Annotated in this window: 11 protein-coding genes; 5 read left to right on the forward strand and 6 right to left on the reverse strand. The window is 37.0% G+C overall.

Features of this window, described 5'->3' with window-relative positions; all coding sequences use genetic code 11:
* The first annotated feature begins 182 nt into the window (after positions 1 to 182).
* Together IPM56_15095 and ychF are read left to right on the forward strand one after the other, a co-directional pair.
* Entirely contained in the window at positions 183 to 2,861 is a 2,679-nt protein-coding gene (locus tag IPM56_15095; GenBank protein QQS35557.1) for a M6 family metalloprotease domain-containing protein, read from the forward strand.
* A 146-nt stretch (positions 2,862 to 3,007) separates the two neighbouring features.
* The gene (gene ychF / locus IPM56_15100; GenBank protein ID QQS35558.1) at positions 3,008 to 4,084 is read left to right on the forward strand and encodes a redox-regulated ATPase YchF; all 1,077 of its coding nucleotides are present in this window, start codon (positions 3,008 to 3,010) and stop codon (positions 4,082 to 4,084) included.
* A 128-nt stretch (positions 4,085 to 4,212) separates the two neighbouring features.
* Here ychF and tnpA read toward each other — a convergent pair whose 3' ends face one another.
* From tnpA to IPM56_15120, 4 genes are all read right to left on the reverse strand, one after another.
* Complete coding sequence (gene tnpA / locus IPM56_15105; protein QQS38327.1) at positions 4,213 to 4,665, reverse strand: IS200/IS605 family transposase; 453 nt, start codon at positions 4,663 to 4,665, stop codon at positions 4,213 to 4,215.
* A 126-nt stretch (positions 4,666 to 4,791) separates the two neighbouring features.
* Positions 4,792 to 5,928 (reverse strand): hypothetical protein, encoded by a 1,137-nt coding sequence (locus IPM56_15110; protein QQS35559.1) that lies wholly within the window; start codon positions 5,926 to 5,928, stop codon positions 4,792 to 4,794.
* Between the two features lie 4 nt (positions 5,929 to 5,932).
* On the reverse strand, positions 5,933 to 7,258 hold the full coding sequence (locus tag IPM56_15115; GenBank protein QQS35560.1) for a hypothetical protein: 1,326 nt from the start codon (positions 7,256 to 7,258) through the stop codon (positions 5,933 to 5,935).
* A 54-nt stretch (positions 7,259 to 7,312) separates the two neighbouring features.
* Complete coding sequence (locus IPM56_15120; GenBank protein ID QQS35561.1) at positions 7,313 to 8,746, reverse strand: DNA integrity scanning protein DisA nucleotide-binding domain protein; 1,434 nt, start codon at positions 8,744 to 8,746, stop codon at positions 7,313 to 7,315.
* 352 nt (positions 8,747 to 9,098) lie between these two features.
* Here IPM56_15120 and nifJ point away from each other — a divergent pair, with 352 nt between their 5' ends.
* The 3 genes from nifJ to IPM56_15135 all read left to right on the forward strand — a co-directional run bounded on the left by nifJ (position 9,099) and on the right by IPM56_15135 (position 15,260).
* A complete protein-coding gene (gene nifJ, locus IPM56_15125) occupies positions 9,099 to 12,689 on the forward strand; it encodes a pyruvate:ferredoxin (flavodoxin) oxidoreductase (GenBank protein ID QQS35562.1) in 3,591 nt (1,196 codons plus the stop codon).
* A gap of 37 nt (positions 12,690 to 12,726) precedes the next feature.
* Positions 12,727 to 13,716: a dihydroorotate dehydrogenase-like protein gene (locus tag IPM56_15130; protein QQS35563.1), complete on the forward strand. Its 990-nt coding sequence runs from the start codon at positions 12,727 to 12,729 to the stop codon at positions 13,714 to 13,716.
* A 401-nt stretch (positions 13,717 to 14,117) separates the two neighbouring features.
* Positions 14,118 to 15,260 (forward strand): metallophosphoesterase, encoded by a 1,143-nt coding sequence (locus IPM56_15135; protein QQS35564.1) that lies wholly within the window; start codon positions 14,118 to 14,120, stop codon positions 15,258 to 15,260.
* Between the two features lie 80 nt (positions 15,261 to 15,340).
* Here the strand turns inward: IPM56_15135 and IPM56_15140 are convergent, their stop codons facing one another.
* On the reverse strand, positions 15,341 to 16,273 hold the full coding sequence (locus tag IPM56_15140) for an outer membrane beta-barrel protein (protein QQS35565.1): 933 nt from the start codon (positions 16,271 to 16,273) through the stop codon (positions 15,341 to 15,343).
* 263 nt (positions 16,274 to 16,536) lie between these two features.
* Positions 16,537 to 18,984 (reverse strand): sigma 54-interacting transcriptional regulator, encoded by a 2,448-nt coding sequence (locus IPM56_15145; protein QQS35566.1) that lies wholly within the window; start codon positions 18,982 to 18,984, stop codon positions 16,537 to 16,539.
* Positions 18,985 to 19,067: the final 83 nt, after the last annotated feature.

The raw sequence follows: 19,067 nt of genomic DNA on the forward strand, positions 1-19,067 counted from the left end.
TAGATAAATATTAATTGAATGAATAAAGATTTTGAGTTATGTTAAACACAGATTTTTCCGATCCCGATTTCCTCTGGTTAAACCCGGAAAGAAATACTGCCTGATAAAATAAATATTTATTTATGGCTGGTATCAGGCGAAACCCCAAAGTGAAACTATAAAATAATTCATTAGGAAAATAAATGAGACCATTTATACTTTTTTCTTTCATACTTATAATTTGTAATACTGCTATTGCGATTATCCCGCCTAAACACGGCGTAACCCCGCCGCCTGCATTCTTTGAATTTCATAATAAGGTCAGGGATAGTTATCAATCAGGTTACTATGCGGAAAAATTTGAATACAGGAAGGAACTAAGAGAAAAAATATCGATGGGATTATTAACCGATGCTGTACTGGCTGATGATACGGTTAATGCACTAACACTTATGGGACAGTACACAAATCTTGCCGGATTTTTTTCGCAGCAGCAGATGCAAAATAATCTGTTCGACGGACCAAACCCTACGGGTACAATTACAGACTATTACACCGAGGTATCCTACAATCAACTATTATTTACGGGAGACTGTAAAGGCTGGTATGATATGCCCCACACTCTGGAATATTACGAAGGCGGAAACAGCGGACTTGGTGCAAACGGAGGTCCCAGGTTTGTGCTTGATCTGATTCAGGCTGCTGATCCTTCTCTTAACTTTGCTGATTATATCCAATATTATGACGGTCAGGGGAAACCACATATCGGGTTTGTTGCCGTTATTCACTCAGGCGCTGATGCAGCAGCAGGTGCATTTAACATCTGGTCACATCGCTGGACTTTTGGCGTAATTACAAACGGACAGCCATATATAACAAATGATATCGATCCTATATCCGGTCAAGCTGTAATTATTGATGGCGATTACGCGATACAACCCGAGCGCAGCGGTTCAAATAACAACGGTGGTTCTATAACAACTATAGGAGTTTTCACTCATGAGTTTGGTCATATCTTTGGATTACCGGATTTGTACGATACCGATAATTCATCAGAAGGATTAGGTAACTGGTGTCTGATGGCTGGTGGTACTTACGGCGGTAACGGATCTAGTTCACATACACCTGTTCATATGAGTGCATGGTGTAAAGTTGAACTTGGGTGGGCAACACCAACAAATATTACCACAGCAATGGATAACCTCTCGGTTATTAATGTCGAACAGAACCCCGTCATATACAAAATGTGGAAGAACGGATTAAGCACAACACAATATTTTTTAGTGGAGAACAGACAAAAAACCGGATTTGATATTAATCTTTATGATTCAGGCTTCCTGATATATCATGTTGATGAAACAAGACAAGGAAATACCAATGAAGATCATTACCTGGTTGACTTAGAACAGGCTGATGGAATGAGGCACCTGAATCATGGACAAGGGAGAGGAGATGCTGGTGATCCATTCCCGGGCTCAAGCAATAATCTCAACTTTGATATGGTAAGTAACCCAAATAGTAAAGATTACAATCTTGCGAATACCTATGTAAGTGTAAGAAACATTCAAAGAGACGGTGCTAACATGATTGCTGACTTTGATATTGGTACTCAGCCATTCATAGCGCTCGATTCTATTTTTATTTCAGAAACTAATATTGAAAACGGAAGGCTGGAAGCAGGAGAAACAGGCACAGTAAGCTTTAAACTTTCTAATCTAAATCCGGTGAATTCATCAAATACGACGATAAGATTTTTCATTGATGCACCCGATATTCAGGTCAATCAAAATGAATTTTCATCTTCACTAAGCGGCTTGACAACTCAAACGTTTTCAATTAATTCTGCAATCACTGTTATGCAAAATTTTCGGAGCAGGGAAATAAACTTACGTTATGAAGTTGAAGGTGAAAACAACTCAATAGTTGATAGCGTTTACATTACAATCGGTATTCCGCCATTACTTATCTTATCAAAAGCTGACATCAAATCACTAAGCAGTTATTATAAAAGCTCCTTACTTGAGCTAAATAATTATTATGAAGAGGTATATCTGACACAACCAGCATTTTTGTCACAACGCTCTGCTATAATAATTATATCCGGCAAATCCGAGGTTGATTTGTTTACGCAATCAGAAATCGACTCCCTTACAAATTATATCAACAATGGCGGAAAAGTATTTTTCTCGGGTCAAAATATCGCCGAGTATCTTCAATCAAATTATCCGGATTTTTTAAATTCCGTAATAGGTATTACCTGGCTGCAAAATATAAGTCCGCTTGTTAAAAGAGCTTATGGCATAAACGGGGACATTTTAGGAACTCAATTAAGTGAAATAAAATTCAATGGAACAGAAGGCGCCAACAACCAGACAAGAGCTGATGTCATCCAGTCAAATGGAGTTTTTAATTTATCTTTGACTTACAATTCCAACGGAACCAATCCAGCAGGCGGGTGGATTACAAATCAAATTGGTGGAAAGATTTTCTTCCTTGGTTTTGGATTTGAAGCGATTAACAATAATGAATCTACTATTTCAAGAACTCAATTTCTATATACCATCCTTAACTGGTTTGGCGTTCCAACTAATGTGGATGATAATAAATCTCTTCCTGTTAGTGATTATACCCTCTTCCAAAACTACCCGAACCCATTCAATCCCACTACAAAGATCAGCTTCACTCTTCCGGAAACGAATATTGTTTCACTTAAAGTCTATAATATTCTTGGTGAACAAATTTCTTTGATCAGCAACCAGGAGCGAGCTGCAGGAATGCATTCTGTTGAGTTTGATGCACGCAGTTTATCTAGTGGAATATATTTTTACAGACTTGAAGCAGGCAGTTTTGTTGAAACGAAAAAGATGCTGCTGATAAAATAAACTGCTAATGTTTATGCAATTAAGGCTGTGATTTCACAGCCTTTTTTATTTCTGATCGATTGATTTTTATTTTTTGACAACCGAATAAATTCACTCCTTCTCCAAACTTTTCTTAAATTTGCATTCGTTTTTAAAATGAGGAATTTATGCAAATAGGAATTGTTGGACTGCCGTACTGCGGTAAATCAACTTTATTTCAGACAATAACTAAAACACATTTTGATGCTTCCACTCAAACCAAAAGCGAATCGCATCAGGCTGTAGTAAAAGTACCTGACAAAAGATTGGATATGATGACATCAATGTTCAATCCTAAAAAAACTGTTCACGCAACAATTGAGTTTGTTGATGTTGTCGGCTTACAGAAAGGCGATACCGGCTCGACTCAGTTCACCAGCAACTTTTTATCAAAAGTAAAAACCAATGATGCATTGATCCAGGTCGTACGGTTATTTAATAATGAAACCGTTCCTCATCCGGAAGGTTCAATTGATCTGAAGCGAGATTTATATTCTTTTGAGGCTGAATTTATTTTATCCGATTTGGCAATTGTTGAAAAAAGACTTGAAAATATCCGTAAGCAAATTCAAAAATCTCAGGATGAAAATCTGAAAAGAGAATTACCTGTTCTTGAAAAGTGTAATGAAATACTTCAAAGTGAAAAACCATTGCGCGAAGGTACCTTTAGCAAAGATGAATTGATGGTTTTAAAAACATACCAGCTGCTTTCAATAAAGCCTATGCTGATAGCTTTAAATCTTGATGAAACTCAGATAAGTGATGCTGAAAAATATTTATCACAAGTTCCCATAACCGGAAAAAATTCAAAAGCACTTTTCTTCTTTGGAAAAATTGAAAGCGAAATGGCTGAACTTGGCAGTGATGATGCGACAGTATTTATGAGTGAATACGGAATTAAGGAATCCGCACTCGATACCATAATCAGAGAAGCATACGATCTGCTTGGGTTGCAATCTTTCTTGACCGTTGGTGAAGATGAATGCCGTGCATGGACGATTAAAAAAGGAATGAATGCACAGGAATCAGCGGGAGAAATTCACTCAGATTTTTATAACAAATTTATACGTGCTGAAGTTGTCGGATATGATGACTTCATTAATTGCGGAACTTTTGCCAAAGCTAAAGAGCAAGGATTATGGAGATTAGAAGGTAAAGAATATGTTGTTAAGGATGGAGATATTATTTCAATCAGGCACAGCTAATTTGAATAGTCCCGAAGGGACGAAATCTACCTGCACAGGACGAAGTCCTGTGTGGCTGTATAGTTATGTAACCTGTATGATGATATAAAACAAATCCACATAAGCCCCGAAGGGGTGAAATCAATCAGCTAATCCCAGACATACCGTTCATCAAATTCAACATTATATTTTTTCAGAAATATTCTGTATTCCTCCTGGAATGTTTTTCTTCTGTGATGTGTTTTCTGATTTGCAATGTAAGCAACTACCCTATCAACCTGAGATGGATTAACAGAAAAAGCGCCATATCCATTCTGCCAATAAAAATTCTTTAATGAATCATCTTTCGTCTTGACCCATTTTGATGAATGAGCTTTTACTTCTTCCAGCAATTTCATTAAGGGAATTTTTTTTGACAGCATACAAAGAATATGAACATGATCAACATAACCCCCTACTTTTATTGGTTGACATTCCATCTCCTTGCAAATGCCGCCGAGATATGCGAATAATTCATCTTCAATAGATTCCTTAATCATTGGCTGGCGGTGTTTTGTGCTGAATACAATGTGCAGATAATTTTTTACTAATGATTGTCCCATAGCTGGCATATCCCGCCCCGATGGGGCTAATATTATTGATTGTGAATTGGTTTAATCGATGGTCTTCGACCATCGGTGATGGATTACGTCCCGTTGGGACTTTGACTGCCTGTAATTTAATCGAGTTTAATTATTATTCATAATTATAAACTCAGATACTTTTGTTGTTCCATTCTCTAAATGTTCTTCAATAATTCTGTTTCTGTATGAATCATAATAATTCTGATCCAGAATTAATTTTTTTATCAGCACAGGTAATTTGTTTATATCTCTTTCAAAGATTCCAAATTTTTTATCAACAATAAACTCAACATTACCCTTTTCCTGTTCCCACAAGTAATCGTTTATCACCGGGACTTTTTTTATTGACAATATTTCAAATATTGTTGAGGCGCCGCATTTGGTAATCACAACATCTGAAACATTAATTAGCTCATAAATAAAATCCACAAATCCAAACACCCTAAGATTTTCAAATCGTTTCGCCAGAACGTTTGCATTGTGAAGCAGTTCTTCATTTTTTCCGCAAACTATATTAATGTTGACATCAATATCAGCGTTTAATAACGCGCGTAATATCCTTGTCCCTTTCGGTATTCCATCTCCACCGCCAACTATCAGAATATTTTTTTTATCAGAATTTATTTTGTGAAGCTGTTTAAATTTTATTTTTTCTTCTTCATTCATTTCTGTTGAAAATTTTTCTGCGATAATGAATGGGAAAACATTAATGTTTTTGTCACTTATTCCTTTTTTAACAGCATGTTTTTTCATCCGTTCACTAAAGACGATCATATTCAGATCTTTTCTCAAGAACCATAAAGGATGTGCTGTATATGGATCTGTTACTATTGTAAAAACAGGTATTGTTTTACCAAGCTGCTTCAAAGTATCATAAACAGATTTGATAAGAAAAAAATGAAGTATGATGATCTTATCAGGCTGCTCTTTTTCAATTAACCGGCTTAGTTTAGGTTTAACAAATCGTGTAATCAAAACATTCAACGACTCAGCCATAAACGGAATTTTGTTAACAGCATAAATAATTGTGTACAGCCATTTCGCCCTTATTTGAAGCTGCCGGTAGCCATCTTCAATAGTTGAGCGGACTAAACCTGCAACATTTGTAAATCCGTCCGCGACTATTGTTTCTATTTCTTCAGGATGATGTTTCTGAATGTAAGATGAAATTGATTTTGCAGGAGCTAAATGTCCCCCGCCGGTTTTCAAATAAAGGAAAAGATATTTTTGTTTTGGTTTCAATTAATCACCTTAATACTGGTGAACTTTCGCGAACCATTTTTCCAGTCTCAAGCACTTCAAGAATTTTATATGTACCAAGCTTTCTTACTTTTAAAAATCCCGACCATGCAGCGTCTGCCAATCTTCCTTTGTTAATCATATCAAACAACCATTGATCAGCATATTCAGGATTGAGTTGTTTAAATCCAGCCTGCACTTCAAGCAGCCATCTTTTATTAAACAACTCCTGTGAGCCGATGGCAGGTGCCATTACAATTGGAATTCCTAGTCCAGTATAAAATGATAACTCACTTGGCTTGGTCCAGAGTATGTCGGTCACTCTCATCAGATCATTAAACTTTTTAAAATATTCCTGCTGATTTGTTGTGTGCATAATTGTCAGGTTTTCACATCCGGCAAAATGTTCTTTCTGAAGTTGAAGGAAATAGTCATTGACCATTTCCTTGGTTCCTGCTATTAGAATTAAGTGGACATCACCTTTAAGAATTTTTTCTTTAAGGCTTATGGCAATTTTTCTTCCAATTTCTTTTTGTGCACCTGCACCACCGACAGCAAATGTAATGGTAAGCTTTCTTTCTTTTTTAAACACACAATTTTCTTCACCAAGAAAATGCTCGACATTTTTACTGTGTCTTTCCCAGAATCTTTTATGCGGATCGAGATAAAAAAGTCTCTGAGCTAAATCTGATTTTAGTAAATGAAGGTCTTTTCCTCCGAGTAATTCAACGGAAAGCGGAAAACCGGTAAGATGAATTCTTTCATCAGGTACACCGTACGCGCGAAGTCGTTGCGCAGCTTTTCCGCAGGGCGCAAAATATTCTATGCGGCTGTCCCAGGGATCTTTTGCAACCCAGACTCTGTTCATATCTGCGTCACAGATTATACTGTAAATTTTATCAAGCCCGTTAAGATCAGCAGCAATTGCAGGCGCATAAAATGAGGTTATAAACGGAAGATGTTTTGATTTTACTTTTTCAAGAATACCTCCGCAAAGTCCGTTCTTTATGCTTCTGTCAAGCAGGTTAACCTGGAAAGTAATACTTGATAAATTCCTCATCGGGTAAAATGAAGGAATGTGCATGAATGTATCGAGAATATTAAAAAGCGCTTTTCCTATTAAAGGTATACTACGTGCACGGGAAAGTAATTCATAAGCTCCAAGCACTCTCGACCATAATTTTTTTTCTGAATCCGGAGTTGAATCATTATCACCAACAGTTAGTATTCCGCCTTCAGCAATACTCTGCAATGGATACACAGCGCGCTGATGCCCGTATCCCATATCGGCAGAGATAACCCATGCTTTTTTATCTGTTTGAAGTTCATTCATAAACTTTAAGAAATATAATTCCCAAAATCATTTTCTGTTGTTAAATAATTATTATTACTTCACTTTAACATCAATTACAATAGCATCGCTCTCACCATCAGACAATCTGAAACCCGGAGGAATATTGAGTCTTCCGGGAACCATCACAGAAGCGTTAACAAGATTCAGATCAACAGGCTGTGTAAATATTTTTTTTGTTGATGGAATTTCGCTCTGAGGAATCAACATTTTTACTTTAGATGGTTCCGGTGAAATTGAAACAAGCTTCAATTTACCGGGAAGAAGTCCGGTAGTTTTCACTTCAATCTGTAAAGTTACTTCTACTAATTCCTGCAATTGAATTTTCAGAGCCGATGGTTCAACATTAAACAAACTAATATTTGAAGGAAGGTTAAGATTGTTTTCTGTTATGATAAATGATGATGTTCCTTTTTTCTTATTCTCAAGATCGATTGAAATCAAAATTGAATTAGGATCAAACGCGCGAAATGACTGCTCCGATGCTGCAAGCGTAATACGCGTTTCAAGCGGAACGGGTTCTTTCATTACTAAGTTTGAATGAAGATTCCTGAATTGAATCGGAACAACAAATGATCTGTAAACAACATCGGACTGGTACGCGAATAAAAACCACAGCGTCACCGCAATAGCAAATGATGCGGCTGCTCTGAGTATTCTTCTTTTTATAAACCACGTTGATCTTGAATTTTTATTCGGTTCATTTGTATTACTAAGGAATGAGTCCAGCCTGTTCTTTAATTCACTTGACGATCTTACAACAGAAATTTTTCCACCGTTAGCAATGCTTATCGTTCCTCTTTCCTCTGAGACAACAATGATCATCGCATCACATTGTTCTGATAAACCTAAAGCTGCTGCGTGTCTTGTTCCGCCATCAATGTTGGAGAGGTTTGTTGATAAAGAAAGATGTGCCCCGTATTTAACTATCTTATCGCCTTCAATTAAAACCGCGCCGTCGTGTCCCGGCGAACTTGTGTTAAAAATGCTGAACAATAACGGTTGACTGATCAAGCCTTCTAACGGAATGCCGCCTGTCACAGGTCTGTCCCATGGTTCTCTTCCTTTAATTGCTATCAGCGCACCGATTTTTTTATCAGCCATTTTAGAGACTGCCTGAATTATAGTGTCGATAGTAGGTGTTGATGGTTTTATGCCGGGAATTCTTCTTAATAAAATCCAATCGCCGACAAGGTCAACCATTCTTCTTATATCAGATTGAAAGACAATGAGCGACGCAAGAATAACCAGGACTATTATTGTCCGTATAACGATTTCTGTCAGGTACAAATTGAAAAGAGATGACGCAACATAAATTACAATGAATGCTGAGAAGGCGGCGATAATTCTTTTTGAAGCACTTCTTTTAAGCCAGGTTAGTACAATGTAAAGAAAGCAGGTAACGATTATTACATCGATAACATCTGCGAATCTTATGTTACCTAAAAAAGAAAATATTGAACCGGACATTTAACTTTCGGATTATTTGAATTCAAATTTACTGATTAAAATTTTCCTGTTCTAATTTTCCGGAATTCATTTTGTAGAAAGAAAAACCATCATATCGTTTGTCTAAACAAAATAGTTGACAGCTATTAAAGATTAGCCTGGCTAAAAGAAATTTCCATTCACCTAAACACCACAGAAAGCCCATTCTCACAATCAAGAATACACTTTATCTCACACGGAATTCATTTTCAAAAATGGCAATTATTCTTACTGTAAACTGTGAAAACAGCCGGAAATCGCTTGGTATAATATTTGGCTTTTTAGGGTCTCAAAATTATCCGTGATTTTTAATTATTCAACAAATGGTAGAGAAATGGAACGAAAGAAAGTAACAATTGATGGTAATGAAGCTGCGGCGTATGTAGCGTATCATACTAATGAAGTAATAGCGATTTATCCAATCACTCCTTCATCAAATATGGGTGAATGGTGTGATGCCTGGTCTGCAGTAAATATGAAAAATATCTGGGGCGAAGTTCCCAGCGTAAGTGAATTACAAAGTGAAGGCGGTGCTTCAGGAAGTGTACACGGCGCATTACAAACAGGCGCATTGACAACTACATTTACTGCGTCACAAGGTTTGCTGCTGATGATCCCGAATATGTTTAAGATAGCAGGTGAATTAACATCAACAGTCTTTCACGTTTCTGCAAGATCAATTGCAGCACAGGCATTATCGATCTTCGGTGATCACAGCGATGTTATGGCAACACGCTCAACAGGCTTTGCACTTCTTTCTTCCAACTCAGTTCAGGAAGTAATGGATCTTGCACTTGTAGCACAGGCTGCTGCCCTTGAAGCAAGAGTACCATTTGTACATTTCTTTGACGGATTCAGGACTTCACACGAAGTAATGAAAATTGAACAGCTTACAATTGAAGATATGAAAGCAATGATGGATGATGAACTTATCATTGCTCATCGTAATCGTGCTTTAACTCCTGACAGACCGGTTATGCGCGGTACAGCACAGAATCCCGATGTTTATTTCCAGGGACGCGAAACGGTAAATCCATTTTATAATAATTGTCCTGACATCGTTCAAAAACAGATGGACAAGTTTGCAAAGTTAGTCGGAAGACAATATCACCTGTTTGATTATGTAGGCGCAAAAGATGCTGAACGTGTTATAGTTATGATGGGCTCAGGTTCAGAAGCTGTTGAAGAAACAGTAAACTACTTAGTCGCTAAAGGAGAAAAAGTTGGTCTGATTAAAGTTAGATTGTACAGACCATTCTCAATCGATCATTTCATAAAAGCAATTCCAAATTCAGTTAAGGTTATAACTGTTCTTGACAGAACAAAAGAACCAGGCGCAAGTGGTGAACCATTATACCTTGATATAGTAAACGCAATTTCAGAAAAACATATTTCAGGAGAACTTGGATTTAATTATCCAAAGATAACCGGCGGACGTTACGGTTTATCATCAAAAGAATTTACGCCTGCGATGATAAAATCTGTTTACGATGAAATGAAAAATGCTAAACCTAAAAATCACTTCACCATTGGTATTGTTGAAGACGTTACAAACTCAAGTCTTGATTTCGATCATTCATTTTCAGTTGAAGCTCCCGAAACATTCAAAGGTAAGTTTTATGGTTTAGGCGCTGACGGAACTGTTGGGGCAAATAAAAATTCAATTAAGATTATCGGTGAAGGAACTGATTATTTTGCCCAGGGTTATTTTGTTTATGATTCAAAGAAATCAGGTTCAACAACCGTATCGCATTTAAGATTCGGACCAAAAGAAATAAAAGCCACGTACCTTATCAACAGGGCTAATTTTATTGCATGTCATCAGCAGGTGTTTTTAGAAAAGATGGATATGCTTAAAGACGCTGTTGAAGGCGCTACATTCCTGCTTAACACAAAAGTTTCAAAAGATGAAGTATGGGATTCACTTCCTGAAAAAGTCCAGAAAGATCTTATTGATAAGAAAATGAAATTGTTTATCATCGACGCATACAAAGTCGGTGATGAAACCGGAATGGGTGTACGTATTAATACAATTATGCAGACCTGCTTCTTTGCTATTTCAAATATCTTTCCTAAAGAAGAAGCAATCGGGTTGATTAAAAATTCAATCAAGAAAACTTACGGCGCAAAAGGCGATAAGATTGTTCAGATGAACTTTAACGCTGTTGACAAAACACTAGCAAACTTATTTGAAGTTGAAGTTCCGAATAAGATGACAAGCAAAATTCAGTTACAGCCTGCAGTATCAGGCAATGCACCAAAATTTGTTCACGAAGTTACCGCAAGAATTATTGCCGGTGACGGTGATAACATTCCTGTAAGTAAAATGCCTATCGACGGTACTTACCCAGTTGCAACATCTCAATGGGAAAAAAGAAATATTGCACTCGAAGTTCCTGTATGGGATATGGATGTTTGTATTCAGTGTAACAAGTGCGTTATAGTTTGTCCGCATGCTACAATCCGCGCAAAAGTATTTGATGAAAAATTAGCAGCTAACGCACCTTCAACATTCAAGTATACAAAGTTCAAATCTAAAGACTACGGCGATGGAATGGCTTACTCATTACAAGTCGCAGTTGAAGATTGTACCGGCTGTGCACTTTGTGTTGATGTATGTCCGGCTAAGAATAAACAGGAAACAAGACTCAAAGCGATTAACATGGCTGAACAGTTACCATTACGCGAAACCGAAAGAGCCAATTGGGACTTCTTCCTTACACTTCCTGAACTCGATAGAAAATCAGTTAACGTGACCAAGATAAAAGATTCACAGTTCCTTCAGCCTTTATTTGAATTTTCGGGAGCATGCTCAGGCTGCGGTGAAACACCTTATGTAAAATTAGTAAGCCAGTTATTCGGCGACAGAACAATTGTAGCAAACGCAACAGGCTGTTCATCTATTTACGGCGGTAATTTACCAACAACACCATGGGCAGTTAATAATGAAGGAAGAGGACCGGCATGGTCTAACTCACTTTTTGAAGATAACGCTGAATTCGGATTGGGATTCAGATTAGCAATTGATAAACACAATTTACAGGCAAAGAATTTACTCGTTAAATATGCCGGAGATTTCGGCGGAAAATTAGTTGATGAACTTCTTAGTTCTGAACAAAAAGATGAGTCCGGGATCTATGAACAAAGACAGAGAGTCGATTCTCTCAAATCTAAATTAAATGATTTACTAAAAGCTGGCGCTAATGGTAAATCAGCTGACTATAAACATTTACTAAGCCTTGCAGATTACCTCGTTAAAAAATCTGTATGGATAATGGGCGGTGATGGATGGGCTTATGATATCGGGTACGGCGGGTTAGACCACGTCTTGGCATCAGGGAAGAATGTAAACGTGCTCGTTCTTGATACTGAAGTTTACTCGAACACCGGCGGACAGATGTCAAAAGCCACTCCTCGCGCGGCTGTAGCAAAATTTGCTGCAGCAGGAAAACCTATGGCAAAGAAAGACCTTGGATTAATGGCAATGTCTTACGGAAACGTTTACGTCGCTAAAGTTGCTATGGGTGCAAATGATCAGCATACACTTAGAGCTTTTCTTGAAGCTGAAGCTTATGACGGACCATCATTAATCATTGCTTACAGCCATTGTATCGCTCACGGAATTGAAATGAGTACAGCGATGAAAAATCAGAAAGCTGCTGTTGACTCTGGTCACTGGCAGTTATACCGCTTTAACCCGGATGATGCAGCACAGGGTAAAAATCCATTCAAACTTGAATCGAAAGGATTAAAGATTCCATTTAAAGATTATGCTTACATGGAAACAAGATATAAGATGCTTACAAAATCACATCCGCAGCAGGCTGAAGAATTAATTAAATCAGCCCAGGAAGATGTTGTTGAAAGATGGAAGATGTATGAAAAACTTGCATCAGGTAACGGTGCCGAAGGTACAAAAGAATAATTAACGGAATAAAGAATAAAATTATAAAAGGTTTAAAATGGATCTCAGAACATCATATTTAGGTTTACAGCTTAACAGCCCTATTGTTCCTTCTGCTGGACCTTTGTCAGAAGACCTGGCAAATATTAAAGCGATGGAAGATGCAGGTGCCGGTGCTGTTGTTCTTTATTCATTATTTGAAGAACAGATAGAACATGAATCGCTTGAACTTCATCATCATACTACCACACACAGTGAAAGTTATGCTGAAGCTACGAGCTATTTTCCTGAACCGTTTGAATTTAAAGTCGGCCCTGAAAAATATCTTGAACATATTCGCAAAGCAAAAGAGTCGGTATCTATTCCTGTTATTGCAAGCCTTAACGGCAAATCATCAGGCGGATGGATAGACTATTCTAAAAAAATTCAGGAAGCCGGTGCGGATGCACTTGAACTGAATATTTATCTTCTTGCAACTGAGTTAAATAAATCAGGCACAGATGTTGAAAAAAATTATCTTGAAATAGTTAAAGCAGTTAAATCAGCAGTTGATATTCCGTTTGCTGTAAAATTAAGTCCTTACTTCAGTTCTGTGAGCAATATGGCTTCGCAGCTTGATAAATCAGGCGCGGATGGTTTAGTATTATTCAACAGATTTTATCAGCCAGATATTGATCTCGATAAACTTGAAGTTACTCCGAACGTTTTACTCAGCACGCCGATGGCAATGAGATTACCTCTACGCTGGGTTGCAATTCTTTATGACCGTATTGAAGCTGATCTTGCCGCAACAAGTGGAATCTATACCGAGAAGGATGTTATAAAGATGATCATGGCTGGTGCAAAAGTAACACAAATGCTTTCAGCACTTTTGAAATTCGGAATAGGACACATTGCTGATACAATAAGTAAAATGAAATTATGGATGGAAGTAAATGAGTATGAATCAGTCGAACAGATGAGGGGAAGTATGAGCTATATGAACGTAGCCGATCCTTCACAGTTCGAACGCGCTAACTATATGAAGGTGCTTCACTCATATAAATAACAGAGTCTCACATCAAACGGCCGCGAGCGTTTTTTAATACGGAAATGACTCGATTCTAATGCGCCCTCCTAAAAAATTAGAGTCGAATTATTTTCAAAGGACGCTGGCGGCCTCTCTCTTTTAAACAAAAAGATAATTCGTATTTTAAGCCTCGATATTTTTTACTAATTCTTAAAGTCATAACAAATTGATTTTGACTTTAGAGGTATGTTGCATAGCTAATAAATGTCACTCTGAACTCGTTTCAGAGTCCCTATTAAATACATTTTACAACCTTTGATTCTGAAATAAACCTGCCTGACGCTAAGGCAGGTTCAGAATGACACCTATGCGACGAACTCTTTAATCAACAATAAAAGTTTTTAACTACTTTCTGGCTTCAGCCACATTTATAGGATTTTATGTTTTTCTTTTTCACAATTTTCTTTACGATTTACGCAACCATCAACTTTTATATTTTTATCAGGGGCTGGCAGGCGCTTAACAGCATCCCCGCATTGAAGCCGTTTTATCTTGTATTATTTTTAATTGCCGCTTCATCTTATATACTCGCAAAAGTATTATCAACATCACTCCCAAAAGTAGTCTATGATGTGATGCTGTGGGTCGGATCGTTCTGGTTCGCTTATATACTGTATTTGTTTTTAGCTATAGTCTTTATTGATGCTATAAGGCTTGTAAACTGGAAGTTTGATATTTATCCCCTGTTCGTAAAACAAAACTTCGAACTGACAAAAAGAATTATTTTCTTTTCTGTATTTGGTTTATCAACCGCAATAATTTTTTTCGGGTTTTTGAACACTCGTAACCTGAAGATAAAAACACTTGAAATTGAAATTCCCAAAGGCAATAGTGAATTAGCTGAACTTAATATTGTATCGGTTTCGGATATTCATCTCTCGCCAATGAATGGAGAAAATTTATTGAGTGATATAGTCAATAGCATAAATTCACTTAATCCCGATGTTGTTCTGATGCCGGGGGATATTGTTGATGACAAGGCAGTCATATTAAAAGAACGAAACATCGGGGGTGCATTAAAAAGCCTGAAAGCAAAATACGGTGTGTTTGCAAGCAACGGTAATCACGAGTTCATTAGCGGGATAGGGGGTGCCGCGCCTTATTTAAGAGAAAATAATATTCACCTTCTTGAGGATTCGGTTTATAAAGTTGAAAATAGTTTTTATGTAATCGGAAGAGATGACAGAAGTAAATCAAACTTTGCGGGTAAATCAAGAAAAGCTCTGCAGGAAATAATAACTGCAATAGATAAAGATCTGCCGATGATACTTCTCGATCATACCCCGCTCAATCTTGAAGAAGCTGAACAAAACAATATTGCACTCCAGTTATCAGGACATACACATCACGGACAAATGTTTCCGGCAAGTCTTATAACAAAAATGATATACGAAGTAAGCTGGGGTTATAAGAAAAAAGGTTCAACAAATTTTTATGTAAGCTGCGGGGTTGGAACGTGGGGACCACCTGTCAGGATTGGAAGTGATTCAGAAATAGTTCAGATTAAAGTGAAGTTGAAATAAAAGTATTTGTAAATATTAAGATTAAAATAAAAATGTCAGACTTCGACGGGCTCAGTCTGACATTTTTAGTGTTACACGAATTATAATGTAAACGTAACTCCAAACTTAAACTGATCATAAGAAACCGGGGCTTCTGATTTAAATGGCCAGTTCATCTTTTCTTTTCTTAATTCATAAACACCGAATGAGAGTGCATTCTTCAAAAGAAAATTAACAACCGGCACTGCCATAGGAGTTGATTTCATGATTTCTTTTATGAAAGAATCAACAGCCCACTGTCCGCACGCTTCGAGTAAAGCACTGCCAGCCCATTTCCAGAATAAATGTCTTTGAAATACTGCTGAACGTTCATAACCGGCTTCAACAGTTATTTGCGGGATGATACTAATCCTTATTCCGCCTTCACTGCTTGTACCAAACCTGAATGATTCGTGATACATATTTACTTTATTAAATTCATCAGGATCAGCCGGACCTTCTTTAAATTCAATTCTTGACCAATCCATTGAGTAAGCATAATAAGGGATAATTGCTGAATGACCGAGTTGATATCCGTAACCGCTTGCTCTTCCAAAACCAAAACGCCACATATTGGTTTCAATTTCAGGTGAAGTTTCTGAAACATTTGCTAGTTCAGTTGAGATGTTGCTCAGATATAAATACCTGTAAGAGTAATTGATTATATCTTCACACTTCTTTGAATTTTTTTGTGTTGTGTATCCCAGTTTCAATTCCAGCAATCTTGGATCAGCAAACTTTGAATCAAATTTATCGATTGACATTTTTGCTAAGCCATAATTCAGTGTTATTGTAGGTGAGCCGCGGAAAGTATAATCGAACATTTTGTCTTCCCAGTTGTCCCAATTCCAGGTCGTGTCTTCCTCTGAATCCCAATCCCACTCCCATTCCCAGTCATCGGCTGGTTTGGTTGAGTCGGGTTCCTGCTGTGCCTGAAGAAAGGGTACAGAGAGAAATGAAATAAATATGAATAAGGGTAGTAATCTTTTTAACATTTGATCCTCCATAAAATTATTTATTTAACCCGGCTGCTCAGTCAATCGTTGTGCCATCTATTTGTTTTTAATTTTTTCTGAAACCCTGCAGTAAAAACTCTTGCTGCATATTCAGCTATACACAAAAGTTTTAATTAATAAACAAAGCATCCGAATTACTGATACAATTTTAATAAAGAACTTTTAGCTGGTGTATGTTTTATACTTGAACAGTATATAACAATGAGCAACGGCGTTTATATAAGATTTAGGTGCAGGAATGGTTATACGCGATTGTTCAATTTCCATCTGATAAATTCATCTATATAAAAATGAAACTTCTGCGGAAGGTTTTTGTATTTAGAATTTAGTGCGCCCTTTGCCGTTTCAAAATCCTTAAGTGACACAGCCGATAGATCTTTTTCAATGTTGCTGATCAGCAGCTTCATTTTTGAATTTACACGCTCAACGACTTCCTGTTCATCTGTTCCGGCAAGCAGTTGTGCGGTCAAATCCTGGTTGTAATTAGTTTCACTCAAAGTTTTAAAAACCAGTCCTCTGAAATTTTCTGCAATAACAGTTCTGCCAATTCCACCAAGTTCTTTTGCAGTTTCAGTTACAGCACTGTGTGAAAACTTTTTTACACGAAGTGATTCAATAACCACATCTTCAAATAAAAGCCTGCTTTCTTTTACTATTTCCTTCGGCAGGTCGGCAAGCTGAATGATTTTTCTTGAATCAGATCTTGCAAAAATCGCGGCGTGTTTGATAACCGCTTCAAGCTCACGCACATTTCCTCTCCAGTCGTAATTCTGAAATGCGCTTGAAACTGATTTTGATAATTTCAATCCCGGGTAATCAGTCGAAAGGATTTTTTGCGCAATGGCAAGTATGTCTTCCTTCCTTTCACGTAAAGGCGGAAGATTAATTCTTATTACGTTCAGCCTGTAGAACAGGTCTTCCCGGAACTTATTTTCTTTTACCGCTTGTTCAATATTTACATTTGTCGCAGCAATAATTCTTACATCTGCGTGTGAACTTATTGACGAACCAACTTTTTCAAAATCACCTGTCTGGATCACTCTTAATAATTTTACCTGGAAGTTTTCATTTGTCTCTGCAATTTCATCAAGAAATATTGTGCCCTTATCCGCCGCCTCGAACCTGCCCAGCTTATCATTCACAGCGCCTGTAAACGCCCCTTTAACGTGACCAAACAATTCACTTTCAAGAAGTGTTTCTGATAGTGCCCCGCAATTTACCGCGACAAACGCTTCCCTGTTTCTTTTACTAAGCGAGTGGATTGCTCTGGCGACAAGTTCTTTTCCTGTCCCGCTTTCACCAAGGATTAAAACTGTGGCATCTTCGGGGGCAACTTTTTTTGTAATGTCGACAATTTTACTCATCACTTTTGATGTATAAACAATACCTTCAAAAGAGTGAACTTCTGTTGAAGATAAGTCAACAGGTTCCATTTCCGATTCATCTGCCGAACGAAGTTTTTGTATATCTGATTTTAAACCTTCAATTTTTTTAACAAGCAAAGAAGATTGTTCACCCGATTTTCGTTCAAGCTCAAATTGAATGTTTTTTAATTCGTCTTCTTTTTTTGCCAAAAGATTTTTTAAGAGAGTGCTTTCATCAACGGCACCTTTAAGCTGATCTTTTTTATCGATGTAAAAAATGATTAGCTCATAAACCATCAGAATTGAAAATGAAACAACAATAAAAAGTGCGTTTACCTTTATGTAAAAGAAGCTGAATAAGATGAATGATATAACCAATCCGGTAGTGAAATAAACAATGAGTGAAAAAAGTCTTTTGTTGTTATCAGAATTTCTAACAAGAAAAACAATTGACAATAAAACAACGAACAAAAGTATAGTTGACATCAAATGATAAGTACTGTTTATCCATCTGTCGTTTACCAGGTTATCAACTGCAAATGCATGAAAAGCTACGCCCGGCAGGGTTTCATCAAATGTAGTTTGAACTGATACGGCGATTAAAGGATCAGTAACGCCGATTATCACTGTCTTGTTTTTTAATGAAGACAAAGCCGGATCATCATTTTCAACCAGTTCAAAAAATTCAAGTAAACTGAAATTTCGAAAACTCTTCCAGCTCGAAAATGTATTGACTTCAATTTCTGTTTCTGTGAATTGATTCTTGTCAGAAAGTTGAAGTGCAAAAGCATTTTCAGTTTCACGTCCGGTATTTATTTTGAGCGGAATTTTTAACTCATCCTTGCCAATAAAATTAAGATGCCCGGTAAGAATTTTTTCATTCAAAAGTTTTGGACTAGGATAACTTAAAGAATCTGTCGTGAATAAACTTCCGTTATCTGCAAGGCTTCCGGCAACAGATGATAAAACTACATTCCCCGCTTTATTAATTTCTTTTACAAGAAGGTTGTCATATATAGTTTGAGTAACAACTCTTGAGCTAAGAAAGATCTCAATGCCGATTTTTTTTACTTCGTACTTTGTGAGATTATTAATTAGCAGTGCATAGTAACTTCGTTTGAGCGGCCACGGTCCTATGGCTGAAAGATCTTCTTCTGAAATATCAATGATCACAACATTAGTATCGGGAGTTATTTCCCCTCTTACTGAATAAAAGATCTTATCAATTGAATTGTTGGTTGATGAAAAGTTAGGTCCCCAAAAAAGAAAAGTCAGCAAAACCAAAAGCAGTAGAATTACTTTGACGAGCAGCGGTTTATTTATCAATTCTGACTGCAATAGTTTGACCAGTTTGATTTTTAATTACTGAAAGATAATAAATTCCTTTATTCAAACTTTGAAAGAATAAT

This window comes from Ignavibacteriales bacterium (assembly GCA_016700155.1).
Classification (GTDB): Bacteria; Bacteroidota; Ignavibacteria; order Ignavibacteriales; family Ignavibacteriaceae.

Excerpts from the sequence above, each read along its gene's own strand:
- IPM56_15115 (QQS35560.1), bottom strand. The coding sequence starts at position 7,258 with ATGAATGAACTTCAAACAGATAAAAAAGCATGGGTTATCTCTGCCGAT.
- nifJ (QQS35562.1), top strand. The coding sequence starts at position 9,099 with ATGGAACGAAAGAAAGTAACAATTGATGGTAATGAAGCTGCGGCGTAT.
- IPM56_15120 (QQS35561.1), bottom strand. The coding sequence starts at position 8,746 with ATGTCCGGTTCAATATTTTCTTTTTTAGGTAACATAAGATTCGCAGAT.
- IPM56_15140 (QQS35565.1), bottom strand. The coding sequence starts at position 16,273 with ATGTTAAAAAGATTACTACCCTTATTCATATTTATTTCATTTCTCTCT.
- tnpA (QQS38327.1), bottom strand. The coding sequence starts at position 4,665 with ATGGGACAATCATTAGTAAAAAATTATCTGCACATTGTATTCAGCACA.
- IPM56_15095 (QQS35557.1), top strand. The coding sequence starts at position 183 with ATGAGACCATTTATACTTTTTTCTTTCATACTTATAATTTGTAATACT.
- ychF (QQS35558.1), top strand. The coding sequence starts at position 3,008 with ATGCAAATAGGAATTGTTGGACTGCCGTACTGCGGTAAATCAACTTTA.
- IPM56_15135 (QQS35564.1), top strand. The coding sequence starts at position 14,118 with ATGTTTTTCTTTTTCACAATTTTCTTTACGATTTACGCAACCATCAAC.
- IPM56_15130 (QQS35563.1), top strand. The coding sequence starts at position 12,727 with ATGGATCTCAGAACATCATATTTAGGTTTACAGCTTAACAGCCCTATT.